Genomic DNA, 26,014 nt, shown 5'->3' with positions numbered 1-26,014 from the left:
ATGGAATCTTTATCAGACATAAGAGTCACGAGTTGTGAAAGTAAAATATTGGCCGATTTAATAATAGAAACGTGTTATGCAAACTTAATTACTCAACAAGAAAAATATGAAAGAAATATATCAAAGGTAAAAAAATATCTTTCTATACAAAATATACACCAAATAGCAAACGACTTAATTAATGCGATTACAGAAGTTAACGTTGAGCAATATGAGAAACTTCTCTGTGAAATTGATACCTTAGATTTTGAAGATAAAAAATATGCCAATTATAAAAAAATAGAACATAGTCTAAAAGAAAACTTACCTTTATTAACTGATGATATTTTAAAAGGAACTATAGAAATATCAAAACTCCCTCAGCTTAAAGATGCTATTTACTTTAAAAATGCACTTAATAAAATACGAAAATATTTAGATAAAAATTTAGAAGCAGAACTCACGTATAAGTTGTCAGAGCTGGAAAAACAAGAGGAAAAATATATAGGTGAAATTGCATCTAAAAAAGCTTGGTTTTATATTTTAGAAAGACTAAAAAAAGACAAAATGTTACGGCAGCATTTACAAGCATGGGTCGATGCTGTTAAAGAAATTGGGAAAACAGGAACAGGCAAGAAAGCTAAAAAATTTATGAAGGTAGCTCAAAGCCAAATGGAAAAATGCAAAAACTCTGTTCCGTGTTGGGTCATGCCTATGTATAAGGTTGCAGAAACAGTAACACCTGAACAGGGAATGTATGACTATGTGATAATTGACGAGGCAAGCCAATTAGGGCCAGATGCAATATTCCTTCTGTATATCTCTAAAAATATAATAATAGTTGGAGATGATAAACAAACATCACCAGAATATATAGGTATAGACGCAAACATTATGATACCACATATATCCCGTTACCTACAAGGTTTTCCATTTGCTAATTACTTTGGGATTGAATTTAGTATTTTTGATCATGCAAGAAGGTTTTGTGATGATATAGTAGTACTACGGGAGCACTTCCGGTGTATGCCTGAGATAATTGAATTTTCAAACAAATATTTTTATGCTCCCGATGGTATAGGATTGTACCCTCTAAAGCAATACTTTGAAAAAAGACTAAAACCATTAGAAACGGTATATTGTGAAAAAGGTTATGTTGAAGGTACGCTTCAAAACATTACTAATAAAGTTGAAGCAAATGAGATAGCAAGCAAGATTGCTGAACTTGTTAAAGATGACAGTTATAAAAATAAATCTTTTGGCGTGATAACGTTACAAGGCAATAAACAAGCTGATTTGATTGATAACTTAATTCTTAACAAAATAGGTGAAGTCGAATATAGAGAAAGAAACATTCGATGTGGAACATCAGCAAGTTTTCAAGGTGATGAAAGAGACATTATGTTTTTAAGTTTAGTGACTGCTCATAATCACAAAAGAGCTGCATTTACAAAACCTGCAGATGAAAGAAGATTTAATGTAGCAGCCAGTCGGGCAAAGGAGCAGATGTGGCTATTCCATTCAATTCAATTAGAGGATTTAGTCAATAGAGAGGATTTACGATACAAATTGCTTGACCATTTTATTAACTACAAACATCAAACGATTTCTCTGCAAAACAGAATTGAAAGAGCACTTGGAACACAGCCTAAACCTTTTGAGAGTTGGTTTGAAGTTGACGTATATAACGACATAGTTGCAAACAATTACAGTGTAATACCTCAATACAAGGTTGCAAAATACAGAATTGATTTAGTTGTTGTGTTGCCTAACGGAATAAAGATTGCGGTAGAGTGTGACGGAGATAAATATCATGTAGTGGAACAATTGCAGAATGATTTAATGCGACAAAAAGTCTTAGAAAGGTGTGGCTGGCAATTTTGTAGAATAAGAGGAGCAGAATATTACTCTAATCGTAAAAAAGGCTTAGAACCTCTTTGGAAAATGCTTAAAAAAAATGTAGCAATAACTCCAGATACACAGCCGATTAGTATAGAGTTAGAAGCCAAATTAAATACAGAATCGAACGTAAAAAAACCAAAAGATGATGATGAGAAACTCGTTGGAACTAAGGCTGAATTGGTTAAAGCTCCTTACCAAAAAAACTTGAGTGATATACAAAAAGAAAACATTCAAACTACAGACGAGAATCAGGGGAAAAGGAGTGTTGAGATTGATTCAAAAAATGCTAAAGAACACTTTGAAGATGGTAATGACTACTTTAACAAAGGAAAGTATTTATTTGCGATAGATGATTATAAAGATGCTATAGCGTTAAACCCTAAGTATGCTGAGGCTTATCTTAAACGAGGGGATGCCTATATAGCACATGGAGACCACAACGAGGCAATATCTGATTACAAGACGGCGGCACGACTTGGTAACAGCGAAGCACAAAACTATCTAAAGTCTAACGATATTCAATGGTAAGACATCAAACAGATCTAAGGGTACGGATACAAAAATTTCAATTGGTTGGGTCTGGAAATATTCCACTCACTACCACATTGCCACATAGTGCTACTTCTGTTTTTATTTGTTGCATGGAATAAACCGGCTTATTTCCTTGCTCTATGCTACATTGCCACTTATTTTGCCATTTTCATGAAATATATATATTTTTTTTCACGTTATTTAGCTCCTCAAAATTGAGCAGGTTACAAATTGACACCGACTGATTATGTGCCCTGATACTTTTGTCGCTTTTGTCGGTACTTTTTGTAGAAATAAATATCGTTTTTATCGTGCATCGAGTGACGTGCAGTGAGACGTATTACGTCCTTGTAGCCTCAGCCGGTAAACAGTGTCAGTAAAGGAAGCCCTGCATAAAAACAGAAAGCCCTCGGGCAAAGCCAAAGGGCTGTATTTGAGACAACCGGAAGGGAAAGGTTAATATTTATTACATCTCGTCAGCGAGTAGTTTTGCCTTCTCAATTTCATTAATTGAGTTTTCAGCACTTCTAACAATCTCATCAATTAACTCCTGTAAATGTTTAAGCGCCGCAATACGAATTGCTCTTGATGACTTTAAGAGTGGTTGTGCCTCATTGCAGGAATCGTGTATCCATTCATCATCATCTCCTAAAGATTGGCTGTACACTTTTTCCTGAGAGACAAGTCCCCATCCAGAAAAAGTTTTTGCATAACCAAGATAAACATCAAGAGTACATCTTCTGTCAGTGACTATTGACGGAGTTTCACGGCTTAATATTGGGTTACTTAACCACACCTCAAGACCAATGTTAAGACCATTAATTTTGTCCTGAATTTTCTGGAGAGTTGTTTGTAAATCGTCTGACTTCTGATTAATGCGGTTTGCAACTTCCGCAAGTTTCTCGGTGTCAACCATTGTGTATTCCTCACTTTGTCATTTTGTAAATGCCCGACAGGCACTTTTATACAGACCCTTCCGATGTCTCTACTCTTTTATAGTATCAAAATAAGATGGATTAGTCAAGAGTTACTCTGCTACCGGTACTTTTTCCTAACGTTATGATAAAGTCATCAGGACATTCAGGACATTCGTTTTTTCTGCATTTCAATGTACTGTCTATAGAGCGGCATAAATCAAGAGTTTAGGACATTAAGGACATTAAAACGGGTATATACCACAATTTATTTTAATTTAATCCACCTCAATGGTTTACCTGAACACACAACCGTAAAGCAAACATCAAACAGAGAGCAATTTTCAGATACCGTAGCAAGTATTTTTCAGAGTAATTTGCTTAACCTCTGCAATCAAAAAAAAGATAAAACAGCGGTAAAAAACAGGGCTAAAAAAAAGCTGGTGACGGTTTGGTGACGGTATTTTTAGGGGTTTTAGAAAGATAACTCATTGATTATAAACAATAATTTTGGTGGACGGTAGGGGATTCGAACCCCCGACCCCCACGTTGCGAACGTGATGCTCTCCCAACTGAGCTAACCGCCCAAACTGTAGTTCTATTGTATTAATGCTGATGCTTTAAATACTCAGCAGCAGTTTGTCTGTTTAGTATAAACTCCCTCTGGTTGCCATGTGACAGTATGCCGCACCTCCGAAGCTTGCTCATAGTACGCGAAACAACCTCTCTGACTGTCCCCGTCATGGATGCTATCTCCTGATGTGTCAATGTCAGTGGTACTGTATCTGTACCCGGGCTCTTAAGCTCAGCTAAGTTCATAATAGCCATTAAAACCCTCTTCTCGACATCCTTGAAAGTTATATTCTCCACTATTGACGATAAATGCTTCACACGCATACACAATGTCCTTAACATTTTTACTCCAAATTCTGACAAACCGCTATGAAGCATAGATGTAAAGTCATCTGCAGGTATTGCAAATACTGTCGTGTCCTCTAATGCTACTGCATTTACCATGTTCTTATTATCTGCATATATGGGCGCACAGCAAAAATGCTCACCCATTCCCATTATTTTAATCACTATCTCTCTGCCTTCCTCTGAGTTCTTGTAAAGTTTGACAGAGCCACTTTCCACTATGAAGAAAAACTTAACCTCATCAGATGCTAAAAAAATAAAATCGTTCTTACAGTATTTCTTTACAAATGATTTCCGCCCAATATCTTCAAGATCCTCGTCCCTAATCTGTGCAAGACATGGAAGTTGCCGGAGTTGTTCTATGTTACAACCGTGCGTTTTATGTCTGCCCTTCGTACCGTTGCCCTTTACCATCTCCAACCTCCCAGTCTTTTTACTTATATGTTTTATTCATACTACCCTTATAATAACCACTATTTCTATAATCTATATCATAATAATTAGTTAAAAGCCATGTCAAATTACAGAGGTCCCTTTACTGCCAAGTGCTTTTATTGTCACATAAAGAAACAAAAACCCTGAAACAACTGCCAACACTCCGCCTATTCCCATTAGCGACATGCTGGCAATTTTTTTGATAGTGTCTAGGCCCTGCTCAACTCCGGTAACTTTTCTCTGCACATTGTATCCGCCTGCCCATGCAAGCCCTGTTATGTGGATAAACTGCCCAATGCCATACAAATACGCCTGTATTGCCCCTAACTTAGCTGGTACTCTGCTAAAACCTAACCTTGGTAAGTACATATATACAAGCCCCATGTAGGCAAGCGTTACTCCTACTATTGCACCATGATAATGGGCTGGAATTGTTACGTTTACACCGCTTATTAAATAACCGATAGTCCCTCCGGCTCCAAATAAAAATATTGAACTTATAAGTGCTGCCCGAATATGTTTACTGTCAGTTCCCCCTTTGCTTTTTATCAGGCTGTAAACTATAATTAACGCTAAAACTACAACCGAATAACCCACACCCCACTCCATTAGCTCAGTAAATGCCTGCCTGAACTCAACTGTTTCCACTGACGTTGTAGCGAAAATGTAAGGGCCTCCAAGAGAGCCTGCAAAAAGTGCCAAAAATAGCGTGGCAAACACCCAAGGTGAAGATTTATGAAAATCTATACCGCTTTCCACAGCCAACAGCACCCACGCTATGAGCATAAGCAGTGTGTGCATAAACTGAAGTGTATGCCCACCCCCCCAAAACAATATCTCGTAGTACCGCGTTTCAGCTAAATTGACAGGTATTTTAAAATACGTGTAAACTATCTCAAGTATTGACATAAGCCCTATGACGGCTGCAAGCTTTAGTCCCAGATGGAGTGCTGCATCAAGGCTTTTAAATGCCCCCTCCACCCTTATTACAATCAAACTTCTCAAAGAAAGAATAAAAAACCCAAGTAAAAATAATGCAATGCCAACCAAAAACACCCTGTCATTTAAAACCGGCACATAGTTATTTATAAGCGGATGGCTTGCTCCTAAAAAGGGACTAAGCGCAACTATTAAAGTCCCCAACGCACTAAAAATCAATGACACTACCCCAACCCTCAACAGCCTCTCGCCGCCATAAACACTCCACAACACCCCTGCAAAAGCAACAAACCAAATCAACACCGATAAGTCCACATGCACGACAAGTGCCACCCTAAAATCCTTAATCAAAGGGAAAATGTTTTGTATGTAGGGAGTTCTTGAAAAAACCAATATTATCGACAGCATCCCTGCAAGAACAAGACTTGTTATGCCAAGATACAGCCAACCCTTAACAAGTGATACACGACTAATGCTCACTTTATGCCTCCCATTTATAGTTAATAAAAAACTGGATTCCTGCTTTCGCAAGAATCCAGCCAATTCATTACTCAATAAGTTATATCAATGCCCCTTTTTAACATCACCCTCAGGTTTACCATACTCATACGGTCCTTCGGTTATGACGGGGATTTCCTCAAAATTATAAAATGGAGGCGGTGAGGGTATCTGCCACTCAAGGGATTTTGAGTTCCAGGGATTAGCAGGGGCCTTCGGGCCACTTATCGCTGATTTTAAAATGTTAAATATGGTCAGCAAAAACCCAAGAATCGCTATGAAAGAAAATATTGCAGCTATCCTCATCTCACCAGAGTACCTTATCGGCACTTTCCAGTACCTTCTCGGAATGCCTTCAATACCGAGGTGGAACTGCGGAAGGAACGCTATCATAGCGCCAATTAACGTAAGCCAAAAAGCAAACTTTCCAAGAGACTCGTTGTACATCTTACCGGTAAATTTAGGAAACCAGTAGTAAATTCCGCCTATACACAGCATGGACATGCTGATTGCCAAAACGTAATGGAAGTGAGCCACTACCCAGTGGGTGTCATGGACGTGAATGTCAAATCCTACAGAGCCGTTGGCTATACCGGTTACACCGCCTATAGTAAAAAGCGATATAAAACCAAGCGCATGAAGCATCGGCGTTTTGAGATCAATTGAGCCCTTATGAAGAGTAGCCAGCCAGTTAAAAGTCTTTATTCCCGTTGGAACTCCTATCAGAATCGTTGCCCACATAAATAACACTCTTGACCAGTTCTCTGTGCTGGCAACATAGAGGTGATGTACCCATGTTTCAAACCCAAGCACTGTTATAATCATAATTGCAACAGCCATGCTTGTGTACCCATAGACCTTCTTTTGTGAAAATGTTGATATAATATCTGACACTATTCCAAATACCGGCAGGGCAACAACATAAACTGCAGGATGGGCATAGAACCAGAAAAGATGCTCATAGAGAATCGGAGAGCCGCCCTTAAAGGCATCGTAGAACGATGTGCCAAGGTATTTGTCAAATAGCAAAAGCGTAACGCCCGCCGCAAGCACAGGAACTCCTACCAACTGAATTATAAAAGCACCAAAGATACCCCATACGGTGAGGTTTAACCTGCCCCAGGTCATCCCGGGCGCTCTTAAGGTTACTATTGTTGTGATGAAATTAACGGCGCCTGCTATGCTGGAGGCTCCAAGCAGATGGACAGCAAAAACGTAGAATGCTATGTTTGCCGTTGTCTTTATTGAATACGGGGGGTAGGCCCACCATCCGGTGTCAAGCCTGCCCGGCATAACAAGAGCCATCACTGCTATAAGTCCGGAGCCTACGTAGAGCCAATAGCTTAGAGCATTCAACCTGGGAAATGCCACATCATGGGCCCCTATCATAAGAGGCACAAGGTAATTAGCAAAAAAACCAAGTAAAATCGGTATCATCCAGAAAAGCACCATTGCAGCCCCGTGAATTGTAAAGGCAACGTTATAAAGCTGCGGCCCAATAATCACCTGCCGGCTCATATCCATATTCTCTATCCTCATAACAGTTGCAAGCAGAAGTCCAACCACAAAAAAGATCATTGCAGTCACAAGATACATAATGCCTATCTTTTTATGATCCGTTGTGAACAACCACGATTTAAATCCCTTCGGTTCATTCATTATCTATTAACCTCCTCTTAATTTTTTCTTACTTAAGTGTCTTTACATATGCCACTATGGCGTTAAGGTCTGTATCCATCACGTTGTTAGGCTGCATCATAAGCTGGTAGTCTTTAGCAACCTTTCCCTTTGGATTCTTTACCTTTTCCTTTATAAACGCCTCATCTACAATAACTTCTGTGCCATCGGTAAGTGCGGTCTTGTTGCCAAAAAGCCCTTTAACGGTCGGGCCGACGCTCTTATCGCCAGTTACAGAATGGCACCCTATACAACCAAGAGATTCAAAAAGTTTTTTGCCTTGTTCCTCAGGCGGCAGCGAGGCAGCGGCTTCTGCTGTGTTTTGTTTTACCCACGCATCATAAGCCTCTTTTGTAAGTACAATAACTTTGGCAAGCATCTGAGAGTGTCCTGTTCCGCAGTACTGAGAACAAAACACCTCGTAAGTGCCAGGATCCTTAGCATTAAACCAAAGGTAAGTTTCACGCCCCGGCACCATATCCTCACGTACCCTGAACTGCGGAACTGCAAAACTGTGAATAACATCCTTACTGGTCAGGCTCACCTTCACAGGACCTACGGGTACTCTTAGTTCATTTACAGTTCTGATTCCCTCAGGAGAGATCATCTCATAAGAAAATTGCTGAGCTATTACCTTAGCCTCGAAACAATCTTTAGGCACGGTTCTGTAGTCGTTAAAAAGAGCCCACGAATGAACTCCGATAAGAGCTATTAATATGAGAGGAATAACGGTCCACGTCACTTCAAGTCCAACGTTGCCCTCAATATAGGCTCCAACCTCATTGCCCTTCCGTCTTCTGTACTTGATGACGAAGTAGAGTAGAGGAATGGTTACAACAAGGTAAACAAAGACCGAAATTACCATCAACAGAATAAAATGCGCATCCCACCCTTTTGCCGGATCAGGAATTCTTTCTTTTGCCATTGCAACCGCAGGCAACACAAACAAAGCAAGTTGTGCGGCAATTAACATAATAACCCTATTCATCTTTAACCCTCCTTCAAAATTTAACGGCTTATTATAAGCCCTTTCTTTTTTTTCAGATTTCTGGAAAATAAAAAAACGATAAGCCCTGTAAGTGCTCCAAGCAAAAACCCCATAGAGGCAAACACCACGGGCAGGTTAAGGCGGTAACCCTTGCTGTTTGGATCGTACATGTAACAGGCAAGAGCAAAGGTGTTAATAAGCGGAAATTTCCCGACCTTACCCTTTGCTGATTCAATAAGAGCAATCTTTACGTCAAACGCTGATGGGTAAAGGCCAAAGAGGTACCTCGTTATCTTACGCTCCGGAGAGAGAAAGATATAGACATTTGGGTGAACAAAGAGCCTGTCTTCTGTCGAAAAGAAAAACCTGTAACCAGTGGCACCTGTCAGTGCCTTGATGTCACGCTCTGTGCTTACAGCAAAAATCCACTTTTCAAAATCAGGTGGAACCTCGCCTTTCATTTTTATTTCAAGATTTTTGCGGAATTGGGCGGCTAAGACGGGGGTCTCTGTGTGGTCAAAACTCACTGTGATAACGTTGTAGTCTTTTCCAAGCCTCAGATTAACCTTTGACAATGCTGTGCTTAATCCCTCGTTCAAAATCGGGCATGATTGGTAACACCTGTAATAGACGACAGAGAGGAGCAGAGGCTTTCCCGCAAAATCAGACAGTTTAAACTGCTTTGCCTTTTCATCGGTAAACGATATATCAGGGACACTTTTCCCCAGATAATCGTCCTCGTTAATCAATAGCGACTGAGAATCAAACGTCGAAGTGCCAGAGCTTGGCACAAATGACTCTGCTGGTGCCGCTATTAAAAGCAACAAAATCAAAAACAATATACGCATAAAGGCTATTATTGCCCGAGTTTAACGTACGGAATTACGTATATCAACGAAACAACCAATAACCAGACCACATCAACAAAGTGCCAGTACAAACCAGTTACAGTTGCAAAAACATGCCTGTTTTTTGACACTCTCCCTTGCTTTACCATCAATAGGACAAACAACTGCATAATCAAACCTACGATAACGTGAGAGCCGTGGAGGCCGGTTATGAGAAAGAAAAACATTCCATATGCATTTGTAGAGACAGTAAACCCCTCGGAGATTAAGTGATGCCACTCATAAGCCATACACAGTACAAAAGCAAGGCCCAAAATTGTGGTCACCATAAGCCACGCGGAGGTGCCCCCTGTGCTGCCTTTTTCAAGCTGCGACTCAGCATTATGTATGGTGGCAGAAGAGGTAACAAGAAAAACAGTCATCAAAACTGCAAGTCCAAGTGGAGGCACACCTGCAGGTGTATTGGCTGGCGGCCACACTCCGGCAGGCAAAAGGGTGTATAAGTATCCAGCAAACAATCCTCCAAAAAGTGCTACCTCAGAACATATGAATATAATTATAGCTATCTTGCTTATAGAGGTCTCGCCTTTTTTGGCATGAGCCTCATTAAGCCAGCCAAAAAGTCCGACCAGAACAACAACCAGAGCAATCCCCGCTACAAGGAGACCCAAATGTGATATCCCCCATGAAAAAGCAAGCATAAAAGAAATAGGTAATAGGAAACTACCTACGGCCGTAACAAAAGGCCAAGCGCTCAACTCTACTTCGTGATGAATACCTCCTGACACATGCATGCCGCCATGCGCAACATTTTCCATGTCTAAACCCTCCATTTTTAGAACAATTTTGTAATACCCCGTAAAGGAGCATTTTTTCTTACTTTAGTAAGCCCGACATGTGAAACCGGCAACCTGTGTCAAGGTCTCTTTTCCCGACCTTTTGCCGATTTCTCTTCCTAATAATACTTAAGTCACAATAAATTTATATGATTTTGCCCATATTTGTCAAGAGTTTAACCTTGCTTATGCAAAATTTTTTGAAATGCTTATGGACTTAATTTAGGTATATCATTAGTTAAGGATATATTAAAAAGCGTGGTTTACCGCACTGTATGGGGGTTGTTAACCCCCAAAAGTCCGGTTTTTTGTTAGCAGAGAGTTAACTACAAAGGCTATTACCTTTTACAAAAAACTAAAACAGATCTTTTTTACCGCCGCAGATTTCTATTAAGTGTGCAGCAGCATTTGCAACTTTCTGCGCAACGGTTTCATTCTTACAGTGAAATATAGCATTAATGGCCTTTGACTCCTCTTTCTTATACTTGCCCTCGGAATCATAATATTCTTTAAATACAGTTATCTTATTCTGCTCATCTTTTGAGTTCAATTGAACTCCTGAGTTAATAAAGCCTGTGTAAAGTACACGGTTTGGGTCAAAACCCAGTCTGATAACTAAAGGGTCCATATCAGCCAAAGGTATTGTTATCTTCACTTTTTGTGTATCCTTTTGTCCAAACCTCCCGTATGTTTGCAAAAGCACCAGATTACATCCCTCAAGATACACTCTGTCAACAATTTTATCGTCCATATATTTCAGATTATCGCATCTTTCCTGTATAAACGCGATTGTCTCTTCTTTGCTTGGCCCTGACTTGCCAGTATCCTTGAAACCTTTTGTAACAGATTCTGAATCCGGAATAGGCTGAGCTTGCGTCTCGGGTGTATTTACACCTGCGTACCCCATAGACGCATAAAAAAACACCGCCAAAATAGTTACTGATAAAAATAGCAGATTCATTTTTTTCACTGCTGACAGATACTGTTGTTTTCTCATTAATACTTCTCCGAACATATTTTCTTTCCTCCTGTTTTGTGTTTAAAGTCACTATATATATTTAGGCCCTGTACAGAGCCCTTTCAGTACTTTAGTTACAACAGATCTCTCTTTATGACAATGCGCCATAAATCGAAATATATTATCAGTGGCAGCACTTCTTTGTCAAGATGTCAGCCAAGCCTGATTATCTCAGCCTCCAGTGAATCCGTATCCAAAACGGCCACGGTAGAGCTGCCATGAAGCCATCCACATAACTCCCCTGGGTTTAGAGCAAGCGTGCCCCCTGCCATTTCCTTAAGTGCTGCGTGAGTATGTCCGAATATGACAATATCATAGAGCCCTGAGTTTGTAAGAGCTTTAACTAAAAAATGCTCATGAATCATGACCACTTTTTTCCCATCAAGCATAAATTCATAAGGCTGTTTAAAAATTCTGCCGGAAGAGTGTTTGTTTAACAAGTATATATCGCCGTCATTGTTGCCAAATATACCGGTAAACTCAGCCTCTAAATCTCTAAGTACCCTGAAGGTGAAGCCGGATGTAAAATCCCCGGCATGAAAAACCTTTGATACACCTCTTTTATTAAACACCGTAACGGCACGCCTGAGATTATCCATATTATCATGTGAATCACTCATTATTCCAACAAGCATACGTAAGAATATCCTTTTTAAAAGGTAACTTTAATTTTTTGCTCTACAGTCTTATCATCACGTTTTGGAAGGGTAACTGTCAGCACACCGTCAATAAGAGTTGCATTGATGTTACCGAAGTCAACCGTGTCGGGGAGAAAGAAGGAGCGCATAAACCTCCCAAAGTTCCGCTCCATACAGTGGTAAAATTCCTTACCGGCGTCTGTGTCGGGTCTCCTCTGTCCCTTTACTATTAGCACGTTGTCCTCCGTGCTTATAGACACATCTTCCTCATCGACAGCCGGAATATCGGCTTTGACGAGAAACTCTTTCTCAGTTTCATATATATCGAAAGGTGGACTCCATGCGCATGACTGTTGGGTTAGTGCGTCGCCATCGGTGCTGTGAAACAGTTTCTTTACCCGTTCGTGAATAGACATGAACTCCTCCATGTCATCCCAATATTTTCCGCCCATTTATAAACACCCCCTGTCAGCCGTCATTCATAATTCTCACCGTCAAACGATCCACCTTTTATATGGTATCATGTATAACCTTTAATTTTCAATGTGCTATAATACAACTCAAAGCTTGAAAGAGAGTGAAGTACGCTATTATAAAATTAATTATCAGGGAGGAGTTAAGATGAGCGAATTAATGGAGGAGGTCAACCAGCGTACAAATCTTGCCGCATCTAACCAGATGGAGATGCTGACGTTTTTTTTATCAGATGGACAGCTCTATGGAATAAACGTATTTAAGATAATAGAGGTAATAGAATGTCCGTCAAAAATCACTAAGATGCCAAATTCTCACCCCTCTGTAAAGGGGACAATTAACTTCAGAGGGAAAGCCATAACTACAATAGACCTGTCGGATGCATTGGGAATGGGCAGATTTGATTACAAAGCCACTATAAGCTATGTAATCATATGTGAATACAACCAAAGTGTGCACGGTTTTTTAATTAAAGAACCTAACGCTCTGATAAACAAAAGCTGGTCAGATATTAAAAGTCCCTCCTCGGTAATGGGAAAATCGGCCTACCTCACAGCCCTCACATATATTGAAGAGGACAAGGCGGTTCAGATTCTTGACATAGAGAAAATTCTTGGTGAAATAATTGGTATTGATGACAAAATTTCAGATAAAGTCAAAGAGGAACTTATTGAGGACACAGTTAACTTTAAGGACTACCACGTGCTCGTTGTTGACGACTCAAGGGCGGCAAGGACCATGGTTCAGTCGGTGTTAGAGCAGATTGGGCTGACCTATACACTTTTGGATAGTGCCGTGACAGCGTACCAGATGCTGGAGGATTTTTCAAAAGATACCATTCTAATAAGTGACAGATTCCATCTGATAATTTCTGACATAGAAATGCCGGGGCTGGATGGTTTTTCGTTTGTCCGGAGGATAAAGGAAAACCCTAAACTTTCCAGCCTTTATGTGGTTTTACACAGCTCTATGACCGGAGAGTCTAACGTGGGGAAAGCCATGCAGGCAGGTGCCGATGATTTTATCGGCAAGTTTGATCCCGACAAGATTGCCGGCATGGTACGTGATAGAATAACCTCTTTGATAAACAAGAAAAAAAGCACATCCCTCAACTGAGGCAAAAGGAGTATATTACTAATGGCTGATGACAGAAAGTATAAATTTTCATGGGAACTTTTGGGCGACATTGCAACTGGGCGCCCAAATCTCGGCAACAAGACCAATCTTGAGGTGTATCGCCTGCTCTTGTTTACGTTTCGGGATGTACTTGAAAGCCACGTAGGTACGGAAATGACTGACCGGATTTTTTACGAAGCCGGCAATCTTTCCGGTAAAGAATTCTACGCTAATAAGCTGACGCCAACCAATGACCTTGGTGAGTTTGTCCGGGAGCTGCAACAGGTGCTGAAAGATATGGGAATCGGCATCTTGCGGCTTGAACAGGCCGATGTGGAGGCCGGGGAGTTTGTCCTTACTGTGTCTGAGGATCTGGACTGTTCCGGATTACCGGAGCTTGACCACGAGGTTTGCGTCTATGACGAGGGTTTTATAGCAGCACTTCTGGAGAGTTTTTCAGGTATGAAGTTTAAAGTAAAAGAGATTGACTGCTGGTGCACGGGGGATCGTACCTGTCGTTTTTCGGCAAAGGCGGTTAAAGCAGAGCCGTGAACTACACATCGGATGAACCGTTAGCATCCGTTGACGGTGTGCTCAAATCACTTAAAACTTTGCTTGATGCACGGGCTGTCCCGGCAGAGCCTCCTGGTGAGTTTATCAATATTGATGGTTTCTTACACCTTTATGAATCACTGCTTGAGGTACGTAATGCTATACTGGCAACCTCCGTTGGGGATCTTAACTATCCTGTGCGCAAAAAAGGCTACATCGCAGGAACAGTAAAAGGACTTCAGGCCTCTTTGCGTCATCTGACATGGCAGACCAAAGCAATCGCCTCAGGGGATTTCACACAGCGGGTGGATTTTATGGGCGAGTTTTCCGAGGCATTTAACGCTATGGTAAAGCAGTTGGATAATTCTATGACTAAGCTCAATATGCGGGAGCAAGAGTTAAGAAAAATGGCGCACACTGATCCCCTGACAGGTGTTAACAATCGCGGATACTTTATGGAACTTATGGCAGCAGAATTAGAGCGTTCCCGCCGGTATGGCCACGTATTCAGTGTGATGATGACAGACCTCGATAATTTTAAATCTGTTAATGACACCCGTGGGCATGGGGCAGGGGATGAGGCGTTGCGCACAATGGCACGTATTGTACAAACATCAGGGCTGAGGGTTAATGATTTTTGGGGACGCATTGGGGGAGAGGAGTTTGCCGTTGTGCTGCCTGAGACCTTGATTGCTGATGCAGTGGCAGTGGCAGAGCGGATACGGGTTACTCTTGCTAAAACACCTGTCAAATATGAAAACGAGGAGTTTTTTATAACGGTCAGCATAGGGGTCAGCCAACTCAAAACAGGTGATGTGCAGGCAACCCTGCTTAGCCGTGCTGATGAGGCATTGTACAGAGCAAAACGTACCGGACGTAATAAAATATGTCAGGAGACATAGAAACAACTCTGAAAACCTTCCTTTAACGCTGTTTCCATTTTTTTCATACTAAGGCGTACCAACAAGAAACCACGGGTAAAAAGAGAAAAGGTTGGGGGTCTGCCCAGCAAATATTACGTAAAATTACATAACAGATACCGAGGGTCCGACCCCACTTTAGTGTTAGGGAAAATTGCAACACGGTAAAACCGTATCGCATATATGTATGCACATTTCATGCCAAACCAAATAATTATTAAAATCAAGAACTTATCTGCTTTAAAACTACACTATATTGACATAAAGTGTTATAAATATGACACACATTGTCACAGAATGACACAGCATACCACGATTTTCAGACAGACTTTGTTAGGAATCCCTGAATAATGATATACTTTTTACCGGATGAACTTTAAATTATTGACAACGGACGGAAAAGCCCGGCATGCGGCCATAAGTGTAAGAGGTAAAACAATAGAAACACCGGTATTTATGCCTGTAGGAACCATGGGAACTGTAAAAGCGGTAACGCCTGATGAGCTTACCGGCCTGGGAGCGGAGATAATTCTGTGTAACACGTATCACTTGTACCTGCGGCCTGGGAGCTCACTTATTTCTAATTTTGGCGGATTGCACAGGTTTATCAACTGGCACAAACCAATTTTAACCGATAGCGGCGGGTTTCAAATATTCAGTCTCTCACCCCTTAGAAAAATAACCGCTGAGGGAGTGGTTTTTAAATCCTACCTGGATGGCTCAACGCATTTCATAGGGCCTGCCGAGGCAATACAAATTCAGACGGCTCTTGGGGCTGATATAATCATGGCTTTTGATGACTGCACCCCATACCCATCCACATATCAATACACACAAGAGTCTATGGCGCTTACATCAAAGTGGGCTAAAATCTGCAGAAACACACCGCATCAGGGTCAAAGCCTGTTTGGAATCATTCAGGGGGGAGTATTTAAAGACTTACGTTTACAGAGCGCACATGAGCTTAGGGAGCTGGATTTTGAGGGCTACGCTCTTGGCGGGGTGAGTGTCGGCGAACCCAGGGAGCTGATGTATGAGATAGTGGAGTATATGGAAGATGAGTTGCCGCAGGAAAAGCCCCGTTATCTGATGGGGGTAGGATTTCCAGAGGACATTTTAAATGCAGTAAGCGCTGGTTTTGACATGTTTGACTGTGTGATTCCAACCCGAACAGCAAGACACGGCACTCTGTTGACTTCAAGAGGCCGTATCACCATAAAGGGAGCAAAGTACCGAACCGATGAATCCCCGCTTGACCCGGATTGTAGCTGCTACACTTGTCAAAATTTTAGCAAAGCCTATCTTAACCATCTCTACAGATGCCGTGAAATCCTATCTATGAGGCTAAACACTATACATAACCTTCACTTCTATCTTGACCTTATGGATAAAATCCGTACTGCCATAAAAGAACACAGGTTTTACGATTTCAAGAAAAACTGGCTTGCCATGTATTACGATAAAGGAAAGCCCTCTCCTGTCTGATATTGTATTGCCGACCGGTATAATAGCAGGGCAGAGAAATATTAAGTTATAGAGCATCCGCAGCTTAAAAACCCAATTGGCACGATATTTGCTTATAAAAAGTAAGTTTGTTTATAAATTGTTTCGTATAATAAATAATTCTGATTTTAATTCAGAAGTATAACGCGGCGGCAAGGAGCAAGCGACGCAGGCGTACTTTTAGTACGTTGAGGAGCTTGTAACGAAGCCAACAAAGTTAGACAATTGAATTAGAATTGGAATAACAGGAGGGTATAATGGCTATAGCGTTGTATGAGGATACATCAGAGGGAATGTCTGTGGATTCTTCTGATATTTCAGAGCTCCGTGGTGTTTTTAACAGATTAAACGAGGAAGAGACTAAGATTACAGAGGAGATGAGAGAGTATTTTTTTCTCTATTGAGACCAATTAGCCGTCAAAAAAGTAGATTACAAAAAACGATAAACCACAGATAAACACGGATGAACACAGATTATGAATATTTAATTTATCTGTGTGTATCTGTGTCCATCTGTGGTTAAGATTTTTTCTGAATGCGACTCGGTATGACTCATGCAGTAACTCAATTTTGTATTAAATGACAGAAAATTGACAAATAATATTGAAATCATGAAGAAACTTGCTAATTATAACAATCATAAGATTTGACTTTGCCACAAAAGTTTGACAAAATGTGGCAAAAATTGCCATTTTGGGGAAAACCTTTCCATTTGAGGAATCTACTGTCATTAAGAAACACTTAAATTACGGATGTTTTATGGTTAATCAGACGGTTATATTTTGGCATGCTTTTTGCACTACTAATTATTATAGGTCGAATGTCCGATAAATAACTAAGTGGATGAGAGAAACAAGAAGGAAACTTAAAAAAAGGAGATGAATAAAATGAAAGAGATAAGAAGAAATCATTATTTCATCGAAGGTAGTACTATCTACTCAGTAGAGGTAGTAAAGAGAGACAGTGATAGTGTATCGTCCTTCATACGGTTACCTCAGACTAAATCACTTGTGAGAGAGTTTCCTGATCATGACGAGGCGCTTAGATACCTGTTTATACTGGTAAAGAAGCTCGACCTTGAGATTTCTTTCCCGGCACATTCAATGGCTTTTCAATAAAAAAGGAGGTACGCCATGTTTAGATGTGATGATTGCCATAGTGAACTTACTTTAAGAGGCAACTATGTCAGCGGCTCTATATACCGTTGCCCAGCTTGTGATACCTTGTACTTTTTCCCTGACATTGCAATGGCCGTACACAACACGGTAAGATCAAGCGCTTTAGCCGGTGTGTGCAGCATATAATGGAATTATCTGAAAACGGACGGTTTTTTTAAAGCTTTTAGCCATAACGATAAATTAATGGCTCTCCATCCCCCCGGGGAGTTCATTAACTTTTCAGACACAGCCGGCTTAAAATAACCGGCTGTTTCGCTTTTAATGCTCTGCATGAGGTAAAGGTATATTTCTTTAATCCATAGTCTTTCCGGAGTGTTAAAAGCTACCTTGTCTTTCCGCCACTGGATGGCCTCCGGTACAAGACCTGATACCGCCCTTCTGAAAACATATTTACTCCAGCCGTTATGGATTTTAAACGCTCCGGGAAGAGAAAACGCATACTCAATAAGCGGTGTGTCGTCAGCAAAAGGAACTCTGGACTCTATTGAAAAACGCATAGAGTTTCTGTCTTCATACTTAAGAAGGCACTGCAGGTTTTCCTTAAGCATGTACTGCATAAGCATGGTGTTGAGGCTGCCTGAGTATTTTTCGTTAAGAATAGCCGAAAGCCGTCCCTTATGTGCATTTTTAAACTGCTCAGACAAATGATTGTTAAGTCCCCCGGTAAAGATGTTTTTAAGGGAATCCGGAATTGATTTCATTAGCGAGGACTTTAGCATATATGTAAGCACAGATGTGGCACTAAGCGGAGCATTACCCATGTGGGCAAGTTCTGAGATAAACCTTTTGAGGTTTCCTTCAATGAGTAAATTACTAAAAAAAGCGCCGTAAAACATTGGGTACCCGGCAAAAAGCTCATCAGCCCCCTGTCCGTCAAGCAGGACTTTCACGCCGTGCTCATGGGCAAGCTTCATTACCCTGTACTGAGCGTATATGCTGGTTGACCGGAAGGGTATATCCTGAGTGTAGATGAGATCATCCAAATCATTTAGAAGCTCATGAGCGGTTGGATAGGTCTGATACCATTGAGTGTTTGTCTGTGATGCCACAATTTGAGCCCAGCGGCTTTCATCAATTGCCGCATCCTTATAGCTTGCCGTAAAGGTTTTTTGGCTTACGCCAACTTGAGACATGTGTTCTTTTTTTATAAATGAATCTATTGCGCAGACTATAGAGGTGCTGTCAATGCCACCGCTTAGGCAGCTGCCGCAAGTTACATCGGAGCGTAGCCGTAAGGACACCGAGCTAAGGATAAGCTCCCTGACTCTAAGTGCGGCGCCATCTGCTGTAACACCATCTGAGGCATTTAACGCAGGGTTTATATTTAATGTGTAATATTTTTTTATTTTTACCTTCAAATCGCTATGTAGCTCAATAGTTAAAGTGTGAGAAGGTGGAAGCTCATCGATTTCTGTAAGAAACTGCCCCTCGTTCCCTGTTGCAAGGTAGTCGTACAGAGCAGCCTCGTTAACAGTTCGCTTAATATCAGGAAATGCAAGGAGCGCTTTAATTTCCGAGGCAAAGGCAACTCCAAACTTGCCCGTTGCATAATAAAAAGGTTTAACGCCAAAACGGTCACGTGAGCAAAAAAGCCTGTTGTCAACCCTGTCATAGATTGCAAAAGCCCACATACCATTAAACTTGTCAACGCAGCCGTCTTTCCATCTGTCATATGAGGCAAGAAGAACCTCGCTGTCGCTGTTTGACGTAAAGCTGTAACCCTCCGCCCGTAGCTCATCACGTAACTCCACGTAGTTATAGATTTCACCGTTATAGATGAGGTAGTACCGGTTTTGATAACTCATTGGCTGATGTGCGGCAGGAGACAGATCCAGTATTGCAAGCCGTCTGTGCCCTAAAAACATATTAACCGGTTCATTAAATGAATTTATGTGCCTGCCTGCTATTACACTGTCATCACCTGTCAGATTATAAACTGCTCCGGTTTTGGAATTTACGGCAAGATAACCCTCATCATCCGGGCCTCTGTGTTTAAGTATGTTAGTAATTTGGCTAACCAACACAGGGCTTACAGCAGAGCCGTTGGTAACGATTCCAAAAATCCCGCACATAATATGAGATTATACCAAATGAGTTTAAGTTAAATCCGAAATAGAAAATTAAAACTGAATTTGTAGTTAACTTTGTCATCATTTAGTTTATTTTGACAATTTTAGTGTTATTTATATACAATACCGCTCTATGGGTTATAGTGGGATGCTGTTGTTGGGGCGTCGACAAACGGCAAGTCAGGAGATTTTGGATCTCCCATTTGGAGGTTCGAATCCTCCCGCCCCAGTTTTGTATTTAAGTGTTTGCCGTCTGGCATACAAGGTGTGGGCAAGCAAAGATGAGAGTGTTAGTGAATTACCTTAAATATATGAGGAGAGCGGTATGTTAAAAGAAATAAAGATAATTACCGGCAACTCTAACCGTCAGTTATCAGCAGATGTTGCAGAGTTTCTGAAAGTAGGGCTTACAGACACTATTGTTAAAACATTTGGAGACGGTGAGATTTCCGTTCAGGTTAATGAAAATGTTCGCGGGCATGACGTTTTTGTTATCCAGTCTATGTGCAATCCTGTTAATAATAATTTAATGGAATTGCTTCTTATCGTTGATGCCTTAAAGAGGGCCTCAGCCGGCAGAATAACTGCGGTTATTCCGTACTTTGGATATGCGCGCCAGGACAGGAAAGTTCAGCCTCGTGTGCCCATATCGTCTAAGCTTGTTGCCGATTTAATAACCGTGGCGGGCTGTCACAGAGTGTTGACTATTGACTTACACGCCGGTCAGATACAGGGATTTTTTAATATTCCTGTTGACCATCTCTATGCAATACCTGTGCTGCTAACTTACATAAGGGAACACCTTCCGGTGAAGAATCTAACGATTGTCTCCCCTGATGCCGGAGGCGTTGAAAGAGCACGGTCTTTTGCAAGGCGGCTTAAGTGTTCGCTTGCCATTATTGATAAACGCCGGGAAAACGCCAACGAATGTACGGCTGAAAATGTTATCGGAGAGGTACAGGGAAAAGACGTTCTGATTTTGGACGATATGATTGATACCGCAGGAACCACAGTACAGGCAGCCAGCATACTGAAAGATAATGGCGCGCTAAAGGTATATGCTGCCTGCTCTCATCCGGTTCTCTCAGGCCCGGCTATAGACAGAATCAATAATTCGGTGATTGAACAGATCATAACGACAAACACTATTCCCGTTTACGACAAGAGTGATAAGTGTCCGAAGCTTGTGGTTCTTTCAGTGGCGGCGCTAATGGGTGAGGCTATCAGAAGAATATATGAGGAGTCGTCAATAAGTTCATTGTTTGTATAGATTACAAGGCTTTAGACGGCCTTGTTTAAGGTTAAATACTTAGGAGGACGTAAGAAAATATGGAAAGAGTTAATTTAGCTGTACAGAAACGAGATAGTATAGGCAAAGGTGCTGCCCGGACAAATCGCAGAGACGGAATGATTCCGGCCGTTATGTATAAAAAGGGACAGTCAATGCCAATCCGCTTTAGCAGAAAAGAGTTAGTTCCTTTTGTTAATGCCTCAGCACATGAGCAGATCCTGGTAAACCTCAATTTTTCAGACGGCACTACGGCTGTTGCCCTGATGAAAGACCATCAGGTGGAACCGGTTACAGGTGAGTTGCTTCACGTGGATTTTCAGGAAATATCCCTTCAGGAAACAGTGCGGGTAAATGTTGCCATAATATTAAAAGGGACTCCTATTGGTGTTAAACGGGATGGGGGACTTCTGCAAACCGGATTAAGAGAAATAGAAATCGAGAGTCTGCCCGATGATATACCGGCCCACATAGAGCTTGACGTTACAAAGCTTGAGCTTGGGGGCTCCCTGCATGTCTCTGATATTAAGACAGAAGAGAAAATAAAAATTCTGACTGACCAGGGAGAGTCAATCTGTACAGTGTCGGCAACGGCAATGCTTGAGTCTGCACAGGCTGAGGAGGGGGCGGTAACAGCAAAGGAGCCTGAGGTAGTGAAAAAGGGGAAGCAGGAGATTAAGGAAAAGTAACTTTGTGGGTGGTTGTGGGATTAGGAAATCCGGGTTGCAAGTACAAAAAAACCCGGCACAACGTTGGGTTTATGGTATTAGACGAGCTTGCCCTGCGCTTTAATGTTGATATGAAGGGAGGGAAAGCTCAGGCTGTTACCGGTAAATGCCAGATTGCGGGTGAAGAGGTTTGTCTGCTAAAACCACTTACTTTTATGAATTTATCCGGCACAGCGGTTGGCCGGCTTGTGAAAATGGATCCGGAGAGATCTGTCATTGTACAGGACGATGTTGATATGCCCCCTGGCAGGTTAAAGATAAAATACGGAGGGAGTTCAGGCGGCCACAGAGGGGTGGCTTCTGTCATAGAACATGCTGCAACTAAGGATTTTTACAGAGTGAAGATCGGTGTTGGAAGGGACCCGTACATCGCTGTGGAGGACTATGTGCTTGGCAAGTTTACGCCTAATGAGTTTCCGTTGATATTGGATGCCATCAATGAGGCTATGTCTGCCATAGAGTGTATCATAGCAGAGGGACCGCAAAAAGCGATGAATCTTTATAACAAGAGGGGTGAGTTAAATGGCGGCAATTGAAAAAAAAATTTACTATTTTGAAAGGCCTGGAAAAGAAAACGCTGAAGATTGTCTAAAATTCTCTCTCAATGCCGTGACTGAGATGGGCTTAAAAGATGTAGTTGTGGCTACAACTGGCGGCGATACAGGGCTTATCTATTCAGAGGCATTTAAGGGAAAAGGTATAAATCTGATAGCAGTTACCCACAGTCATGGTTTTAAGGAGGCTAATACGGATGAAATTCAGCCCGAGATAGCATCAAAGATAAAACAAAACGGCGCAATCCTCTACACAGGGACCATGGTGACTCATTCAATTGAATCCGCCTTTGCGCAGAAGTTTAACGGTCTGTATCCAACATTGATAGTGGCACAGTCGCTGAGGCGTTTTGGAGAGGGCACAAAGGTATGCTGTGAGATTGTCATGATGGCAGCCGATGCCGGGCTTATTGCCGAGGGTGTTGACGTTTTAGCCGTGGCTGGAACCGGCAGAGGAGCAGATACTGTTTTGGTTATCCGAAGCGCTGCTTCTAAAAGATTTTTCGATCTAAAAATCCTTGAAATTATTGCTAAGCCGCGTCTATAAGCCGTTATTTGAAATGAAGACTTTGGGGGTTAGAGGCGTCTTTGGTTATTTAATGAACATTTTCAAAATTACAGTAAATGCAGCCAACTGGCCAATCCAAAACAAAAACATCCATTTAATATTTTCTTTACTCGCTCTTTCAATCTTTGACTCAATTTCTGCCTTAAATAATTCCAATTCTAATTCATGAGAGCATTGATAATCCAGGGCCAGGCAACAGTAGAGAGTACCCGCTCTTTATTATTTTCTAAGTCAAACAATGATTTTTCCAGGTGATTTTCAAAAGAGTCGAAACAATCAAAAAAGTGACTATGGAAATATTTTTCACGGAAATCATCCCATATATGTTCAACAGGATTAAGTTCTGGTGAATATGGGGGGAGATACTTAAATTTCATATTGGATGGAATCTTAAGAGATTTTGTCTTGTGCCAACCTGCGTTATCAAGTATCATGACTACTCTGTGGTTGGGATGCCTATATGCGAGCTCATCAATGAAAATCTGCATACAATCAGTGTTAACATGTGGTAGAGTGTATCAATGCTTCCGTCTTCAACAGAAACAGCGGCATAAATATATTCTTGACTTACTGTAGCGCTACAGAGAGGGCGAGTTGGTTTTGGACACCAGCAGCGCCTTATATCAGAGATAAGACCAAAACGGGCTTCATACTGAAACATTATTTTAAGCGGCTTTTCCCCCGGCCATTGGTTATTCATTTCTTCAATAATCTTTGGGAATTTTTTCCCCACTCCTCCTGAGACTTTACGTCTGCTTGTGGATTTCTTTTGTCCGGTGCAATCTTAAGCCAGCCATTCCTATGTAGAAGGTTACCTGGTTACTGAGAATATTAAAACTTTTGCACCATTAAGAATATTACCGGCATTTATATCTCTTGAAAAAGACTTAAAAAAATTTATTAATAACAAAAAAATGGGACTGATTTGTATTAATTGCTCTAAATTTGAGTGTAAGAATCTCTGCTTTCCATATAATACAGAGCTGTAAGATACAGAGCGGCAATTATATTTAAAACTGAAACACTTTTCATAAAAATCGTAAAAAACTCAACATGGTAAATGCTGTGCACAGACAGGTACTGGATGTGAGAATCATTGAGAAACATAGTCAACGAAAAGAGTGCATACAGGTGGATTAATCTAAAATCCCTTGTTGCTATGAATGCTAAAAATGAAAATATTAATGCCGGATAAATGTACCTGGAACTCATCTGCGTTGCAAATACATAGAAAAATGTAAATAAGAAAAATGCCGTAAAGTAAACGTAATTTATATCTTTCTTTTTAATATAAACATATAATGAAACGGCTATACCTGTCAAAACCATTAAAAGTCCTGCGGTTTTATAACTCAGAAGAAAGAATATATTTTCAACCGGCACACTCATTCCATTAAATAGCGCATACAGATTAAAAGCGCTGTTTGTTGCAAACGGATATTGGTTAAATTTTCCAACAAAAAATTTAATAGGACTAATAAGTTCAATTTTGCCATAAAATGGTATGAAGGCCGCATAAAACAGAACAGCGCCTAAGAAAATTGAATAAAAATACCGTCTTTTTTCTGTACTAAGTATAAACGCCCACAGATATACGGGTATGAATATGAGCCCTTGCGGTTTAATTAAAATACTTAAGGTAAAGGAGAGAATTGATTTTTCTACCCTGCCGTTGACTAAAAACCATGCCGCCATTGCCAAAGCTAAGGTAAAAACAGAGTCTACCTGTCCCCATACACTTGAGTTTACTACAATTGCAGGGTTAAAGAGAAAAAGCGCTGAAAGCACAAGTGACATGGATTGGTCTAAGCCCTTTTGCTTTGCGGTTTTATAAATGATAACGGCACATAGAAGGTCTGTAGTAATTGCCGGCAATTTTAAAACTACAAAAAACAGACTTGAATCCGGTACGATAGAAAAGATACGCCCTAACAGTTGCAAAACGTAAAGAATGTAAATATACCCTGGCGGATAATCAGCAAAAATCTCACCGGAATAATAATTCCCTATTCCTTTTTGTCCAATATAAACAGCCCATTTTTTAAAGAGCTCTATATCAAAAGGATACCCTTCGATATAAAAAGCAGCCAAAATGCGTACTGTTAAAGCAGTTGCAAACACCACTGCTAAATCCCGTCCGACAGTATCTATGAAGAAGCGGTTTTTAATTCCAAAAACGCATATAAGAAAAAACACGACTCCTAAGGTTGTGTTATAAAGGACGAATTTTGCCTCAGGGCCTGAAACAGATAAATAATCAGAGATACTTCTGTTATTTTTAAAATGATATACTGTGTCGTCATTAATTATGTTTTTGGTTACCGAGCAGTTGTCAAAAAATGCCTCACCTGTTGAGAATTTCCCATATGCGCCAAGTCCTGCTACAGCCATTAGAGTGGTCTGAAAGTATGAGGTTTTAACTGTTGCGGAAAGTGGAACCCACTTTCCGCGTGTGTCATACAGGTAGCCGGAGTATCCGCCCATAGACCTGTAATTTCCATACATATCACCAAAAGTTCCGGCTAAAACGTTCGGTGGTACATGGCGCTCCCTTAGTCCAACATAAGCGCCTGACCCGGAGGTACTAACTGAAGAGGCCTTTACCATACATGAAATCCTGTAAATCGTTGAGGGAACAACTGTCAGAGCCTGAGTAACCTGACTCTCTCCAGGTTCCACATTTTTTAGGGTTAGATAATACTTTTTCTCAAAAGGTGATACGTCAGACAGCCCAGGATACACGGCATTTGGCCTGTAATACCAGAAAAGAGCATTCCACGAGACAGGCCTTACATTTTTTATTTCCTCGAACCCGCCGTTTTTTAAGATATTTTCAGAAGCTTTCGAGTTTAATGGTGATAGCACAATAAAAAGCAGCGTTATTGTTACTATCCTTTTCAAGGTCTATACTGCGCAATACAAAAGTTTATTTCAAAGTCACAG

The 26,014-nt window shown here is 41.0% G+C and carries 26 protein-coding genes, 2 tRNA genes and 1 pseudogene; 13 read left to right on the top strand and 16 right to left on the bottom strand.

Going from position 1 to position 26,014, the window contains the following annotated elements; all coding sequences use genetic code 11:
* Window positions 1-48: 48 nt before the first annotated feature.
* The gene (locus tag HQK88_06145) at window positions 49-2,409 is read left to right on the top strand and encodes a tetratricopeptide repeat protein (GenBank protein ID MBF0616381.1); all 2,361 of its coding nucleotides are present in this window, start codon (window positions 49-51) and stop codon (window positions 2,407-2,409) included.
* A 469-nt stretch (window positions 2,410-2,878) separates the two neighbouring features.
* Here HQK88_06145 and HQK88_06140 read toward each other — a convergent pair whose 3' ends face one another.
* The 11 genes from HQK88_06140 to HQK88_06090 form a co-directional block, all read right to left on the bottom strand.
* A complete protein-coding gene (locus HQK88_06140) occupies window positions 2,879-3,328 on the bottom strand; it encodes a hypothetical protein (GenBank protein ID MBF0616380.1) in 450 nt (149 codons plus the stop codon).
* 509 nt (window positions 3,329-3,837) lie between these two features.
* Window positions 3,838-3,913: transfer RNA gene (locus HQK88_06135), tRNA-Ala, on the bottom strand.
* A gap of 19 nt (window positions 3,914-3,932) precedes the next feature.
* Window positions 3,933-4,658 carry a Crp/Fnr family transcriptional regulator gene (locus HQK88_06130; protein MBF0616379.1) on the bottom strand — a complete coding sequence of 242 codons (726 nt, stop codon included), beginning with the start codon at window positions 4,656-4,658 and terminating at the stop codon, window positions 3,933-3,935.
* Window positions 4,659-4,760: 102 nt separating this feature from the next.
* Window positions 4,761-6,098 (bottom strand): cbb3-type cytochrome c oxidase subunit I, encoded by a 1,338-nt coding sequence (locus HQK88_06125; GenBank protein MBF0616378.1) that lies wholly within the window; start codon window positions 6,096-6,098, stop codon window positions 4,761-4,763.
* An 84-nt stretch (window positions 6,099-6,182) separates the two neighbouring features.
* Window positions 6,183-7,775, bottom strand: a complete 1,593-nt coding sequence (locus tag HQK88_06120; GenBank protein MBF0616377.1) for a cbb3-type cytochrome c oxidase subunit I — start codon at window positions 7,773-7,775, stop codon at window positions 6,183-6,185.
* Window positions 7,776-7,803: 28 nt separating this feature from the next.
* Window positions 7,804-8,781 carry a cytochrome c oxidase subunit II gene (gene coxB / locus HQK88_06115; GenBank protein ID MBF0616376.1) on the bottom strand — a complete coding sequence of 326 codons (978 nt, stop codon included), beginning with the start codon at window positions 8,779-8,781 and terminating at the stop codon, window positions 7,804-7,806.
* Window positions 8,782-8,801: 20 nt separating this feature from the next.
* Window positions 8,802-9,629 carry an SCO family protein gene (locus HQK88_06110; protein ID MBF0616375.1) on the bottom strand — a complete coding sequence of 276 codons (828 nt, stop codon included), beginning with the start codon at window positions 9,627-9,629 and terminating at the stop codon, window positions 8,802-8,804.
* Between the two features lie 8 nt (window positions 9,630-9,637).
* Window positions 9,638-10,447 (bottom strand): heme-copper oxidase subunit III, encoded by an 810-nt coding sequence (locus HQK88_06105; GenBank protein ID MBF0616374.1) that lies wholly within the window; start codon window positions 10,445-10,447, stop codon window positions 9,638-9,640.
* Window positions 10,448-10,820: 373 nt separating this feature from the next.
* On the bottom strand, window positions 10,821-11,480 hold the full coding sequence (locus HQK88_06100; protein MBF0616373.1) for a hypothetical protein: 660 nt from the start codon (window positions 11,478-11,480) through the stop codon (window positions 10,821-10,823).
* Window positions 11,481-11,635: 155 nt separating this feature from the next.
* Window positions 11,636-12,118, bottom strand: a complete 483-nt coding sequence (locus HQK88_06095; protein MBF0616372.1) for a metallophosphoesterase — start codon at window positions 12,116-12,118, stop codon at window positions 11,636-11,638.
* Between the two features lie 17 nt (window positions 12,119-12,135).
* Window positions 12,136-12,573 (bottom strand): Hsp20/alpha crystallin family protein, encoded by a 438-nt coding sequence (locus HQK88_06090; protein ID MBF0616371.1) that lies wholly within the window; start codon window positions 12,571-12,573, stop codon window positions 12,136-12,138.
* A 169-nt stretch (window positions 12,574-12,742) separates the two neighbouring features.
* Between HQK88_06090 and HQK88_06085 the strand changes: the two genes are divergently transcribed.
* From HQK88_06085 to HQK88_06055, 7 genes are all read left to right on the top strand, one after another.
* Entirely contained in the window at window positions 12,743-13,711 is a 969-nt protein-coding gene (locus tag HQK88_06085; GenBank protein MBF0616370.1) for a chemotaxis protein CheV, read from the top strand.
* Window positions 13,712-13,732: 21 nt separating this feature from the next.
* Window positions 13,733-14,263 (top strand): 4-vinyl reductase, encoded by a 531-nt coding sequence (locus HQK88_06080; GenBank protein MBF0616369.1) that lies wholly within the window; start codon window positions 13,733-13,735, stop codon window positions 14,261-14,263.
* On the top strand, window positions 14,260-15,165 hold the full coding sequence (locus HQK88_06075) for a GGDEF domain-containing protein (GenBank protein MBF0616368.1): 906 nt from the start codon (window positions 14,260-14,262) through the stop codon (window positions 15,163-15,165). Before HQK88_06080 ends, HQK88_06075 begins: the two co-directional genes overlap by 4 nt.
* 387 nt (window positions 15,166-15,552) lie before the next feature.
* Complete coding sequence (gene tgt, locus HQK88_06070; GenBank protein MBF0616367.1) at window positions 15,553-16,668, top strand: tRNA guanosine(34) transglycosylase Tgt; 1,116 nt, start codon at window positions 15,553-15,555, stop codon at window positions 16,666-16,668.
* Window positions 16,669-16,943: 275 nt separating this feature from the next.
* Window positions 16,944-17,090: a hypothetical protein gene (locus tag HQK88_06065; GenBank protein ID MBF0616366.1), complete on the top strand. Its 147-nt coding sequence runs from the start codon at window positions 16,944-16,946 to the stop codon at window positions 17,088-17,090.
* A gap of 483 nt (window positions 17,091-17,573) precedes the next feature.
* Entirely contained in the window at window positions 17,574-17,804 is a 231-nt protein-coding gene (locus HQK88_06060) for a hypothetical protein (protein ID MBF0616365.1), read from the top strand.
* 15 nt (window positions 17,805-17,819) lie between these two features.
* The gene (locus tag HQK88_06055; protein ID MBF0616364.1) at window positions 17,820-17,990 is read left to right on the top strand and encodes a hypothetical protein; all 171 of its coding nucleotides are present in this window, start codon (window positions 17,820-17,822) and stop codon (window positions 17,988-17,990) included.
* 5 nt (window positions 17,991-17,995) lie between these two features.
* Here the strand turns inward: HQK88_06055 and asnB are convergent, their stop codons facing one another.
* A complete protein-coding gene (gene asnB / locus HQK88_06050; GenBank protein MBF0616363.1) occupies window positions 17,996-19,936 on the bottom strand; it encodes an asparagine synthase (glutamine-hydrolyzing) in 1,941 nt (646 codons plus the stop codon).
* A 155-nt stretch (window positions 19,937-20,091) separates the two neighbouring features.
* Here asnB and HQK88_06045 point away from each other — a divergent pair.
* The 5 genes from HQK88_06045 (at window position 20,092) to HQK88_06025 (ending at window position 23,050) form a co-directional block, all read left to right on the top strand.
* A tRNA-Gln gene (locus HQK88_06045) sits at window positions 20,092-20,163 on the top strand.
* A 95-nt stretch (window positions 20,164-20,258) separates the two neighbouring features.
* Window positions 20,259-21,203 carry a ribose-phosphate pyrophosphokinase gene (locus HQK88_06040; GenBank protein ID MBF0616362.1) on the top strand — a complete coding sequence of 315 codons (945 nt, stop codon included), beginning with the start codon at window positions 20,259-20,261 and terminating at the stop codon, window positions 21,201-21,203.
* 59 nt (window positions 21,204-21,262) lie between these two features.
* The gene (locus HQK88_06035) at window positions 21,263-21,910 is read left to right on the top strand and encodes a 50S ribosomal protein L25 (GenBank protein MBF0616361.1); all 648 of its coding nucleotides are present in this window, start codon (window positions 21,263-21,265) and stop codon (window positions 21,908-21,910) included.
* A 2-nt stretch (window positions 21,911-21,912) separates the two neighbouring features.
* Window positions 21,913-22,485, top strand: coding sequence for an aminoacyl-tRNA hydrolase (locus HQK88_06030; GenBank protein ID MBF0616360.1), 573 nt, complete (start codon window positions 21,913-21,915; stop codon window positions 22,483-22,485).
* Window positions 22,472-23,050: a hypothetical protein gene (locus HQK88_06025; protein ID MBF0616359.1), complete on the top strand. Its 579-nt coding sequence runs from the start codon at window positions 22,472-22,474 to the stop codon at window positions 23,048-23,050. The genes HQK88_06030 and HQK88_06025 overlap by 14 nt, the downstream gene beginning before the upstream one ends.
* Window positions 23,051-23,229: 179 nt before the next feature.
* Here HQK88_06025 and HQK88_06020 read toward each other — a convergent pair whose 3' ends face one another.
* From HQK88_06020 to HQK88_06005, 4 genes and pseudogenes are all read right to left on the bottom strand, one after another.
* Window positions 23,230-23,559 (bottom strand): transposase, encoded by a 330-nt coding sequence (locus HQK88_06020; GenBank protein ID MBF0616358.1) that lies wholly within the window; start codon window positions 23,557-23,559, stop codon window positions 23,230-23,232.
* Window positions 23,508-23,804: a hypothetical protein gene (locus HQK88_06015; protein ID MBF0616357.1), complete on the bottom strand. Its 297-nt coding sequence runs from the start codon at window positions 23,802-23,804 to the stop codon at window positions 23,508-23,510. The genes HQK88_06020 and HQK88_06015 overlap by 52 nt, the downstream gene beginning before the upstream one ends.
* Window positions 23,768-23,887, bottom strand: a pseudogene (locus HQK88_06010) (winged helix-turn-helix domain-containing protein). The gene HQK88_06015 and the pseudogene HQK88_06010 overlap by 37 nt, the downstream one beginning before the upstream one ends.
* Window positions 23,888-24,010: 123 nt before the next feature.
* Window positions 24,011-25,972 (bottom strand): hypothetical protein, encoded by a 1,962-nt coding sequence (locus HQK88_06005; protein ID MBF0616356.1) that lies wholly within the window; start codon window positions 25,970-25,972, stop codon window positions 24,011-24,013.
* Window positions 25,973-26,014 lie beyond the last annotated feature (42 nt).

The organism is Nitrospirota bacterium, from assembly GCA_015233895.1.
GTDB lineage: Bacteria > Nitrospirota > Thermodesulfovibrionia > Thermodesulfovibrionales > Magnetobacteriaceae > Magnetomonas.
This window is presented reverse-complemented; position numbering and strand designations above follow the sequence as displayed.

What these genes read in the sequence shown, in the direction of transcription:
- HQK88_06140 (MBF0616380.1), bottom strand. Translation starts at nt 3,328, where the DNA reads ATGGTTGACACCGAGAAACTTGCGGAAGTTGCAAACCGCATTAATCAG.
- HQK88_06130 (MBF0616379.1), bottom strand. Translation starts at nt 4,658, where the DNA reads ATGGTAAAGGGCAACGGTACGAAGGGCAGACATAAAACGCACGGTTGT.
- HQK88_06120 (MBF0616377.1), bottom strand. Translation starts at nt 7,775, where the DNA reads ATGAATGAACCGAAGGGATTTAAATCGTGGTTGTTCACAACGGATCAT.
- coxB (MBF0616376.1), bottom strand. Translation starts at nt 8,781, where the DNA reads ATGAATAGGGTTATTATGTTAATTGCCGCACAACTTGCTTTGTTTGTG.
- HQK88_06110 (MBF0616375.1), bottom strand. Translation starts at nt 9,629, where the DNA reads ATGCGTATATTGTTTTTGATTTTGTTGCTTTTAATAGCGGCACCAGCA.
- HQK88_06105 (MBF0616374.1), bottom strand. Translation starts at nt 10,447, where the DNA reads ATGGAAAATGTTGCGCATGGCGGCATGCATGTGTCAGGAGGTATTCAT.
- HQK88_06100 (MBF0616373.1), bottom strand. Translation starts at nt 11,480, where the DNA reads ATGTTCGGAGAAGTATTAATGAGAAAACAACAGTATCTGTCAGCAGTG.
- HQK88_06095 (MBF0616372.1), bottom strand. Translation starts at nt 12,118, where the DNA reads ATGCTTGTTGGAATAATGAGTGATTCACATGATAATATGGATAATCTC.
- HQK88_06090 (MBF0616371.1), bottom strand. Translation starts at nt 12,573, where the DNA reads ATGGGCGGAAAATATTGGGATGACATGGAGGAGTTCATGTCTATTCAC.
- HQK88_06085 (MBF0616370.1), top strand. Translation starts at nt 12,743, where the DNA reads ATGAGCGAATTAATGGAGGAGGTCAACCAGCGTACAAATCTTGCCGCA.
- HQK88_06080 (MBF0616369.1), top strand. Translation starts at nt 13,733, where the DNA reads ATGGCTGATGACAGAAAGTATAAATTTTCATGGGAACTTTTGGGCGAC.
- tgt (MBF0616367.1), top strand. Translation starts at nt 15,553, where the DNA reads ATGAACTTTAAATTATTGACAACGGACGGAAAAGCCCGGCATGCGGCC.
- HQK88_06065 (MBF0616366.1), top strand. Translation starts at nt 16,944, where the DNA reads ATGGCTATAGCGTTGTATGAGGATACATCAGAGGGAATGTCTGTGGAT.
- HQK88_06060 (MBF0616365.1), top strand. Translation starts at nt 17,574, where the DNA reads ATGAAAGAGATAAGAAGAAATCATTATTTCATCGAAGGTAGTACTATC.
- HQK88_06055 (MBF0616364.1), top strand. Translation starts at nt 17,820, where the DNA reads ATGTTTAGATGTGATGATTGCCATAGTGAACTTACTTTAAGAGGCAAC.
- asnB (MBF0616363.1), bottom strand. Translation starts at nt 19,936, where the DNA reads ATGTGCGGGATTTTTGGAATCGTTACCAACGGCTCTGCTGTAAGCCCT.
- HQK88_06040 (MBF0616362.1), top strand. Translation starts at nt 20,259, where the DNA reads ATGTTAAAAGAAATAAAGATAATTACCGGCAACTCTAACCGTCAGTTA.
- HQK88_06035 (MBF0616361.1), top strand. Translation starts at nt 21,263, where the DNA reads ATGGAAAGAGTTAATTTAGCTGTACAGAAACGAGATAGTATAGGCAAA.
- HQK88_06025 (MBF0616359.1), top strand. Translation starts at nt 22,472, where the DNA reads ATGGCGGCAATTGAAAAAAAAATTTACTATTTTGAAAGGCCTGGAAAA.
- HQK88_06020 (MBF0616358.1), bottom strand. Translation starts at nt 23,559, where the DNA reads ATGCAGATTTTCATTGATGAGCTCGCATATAGGCATCCCAACCACAGA.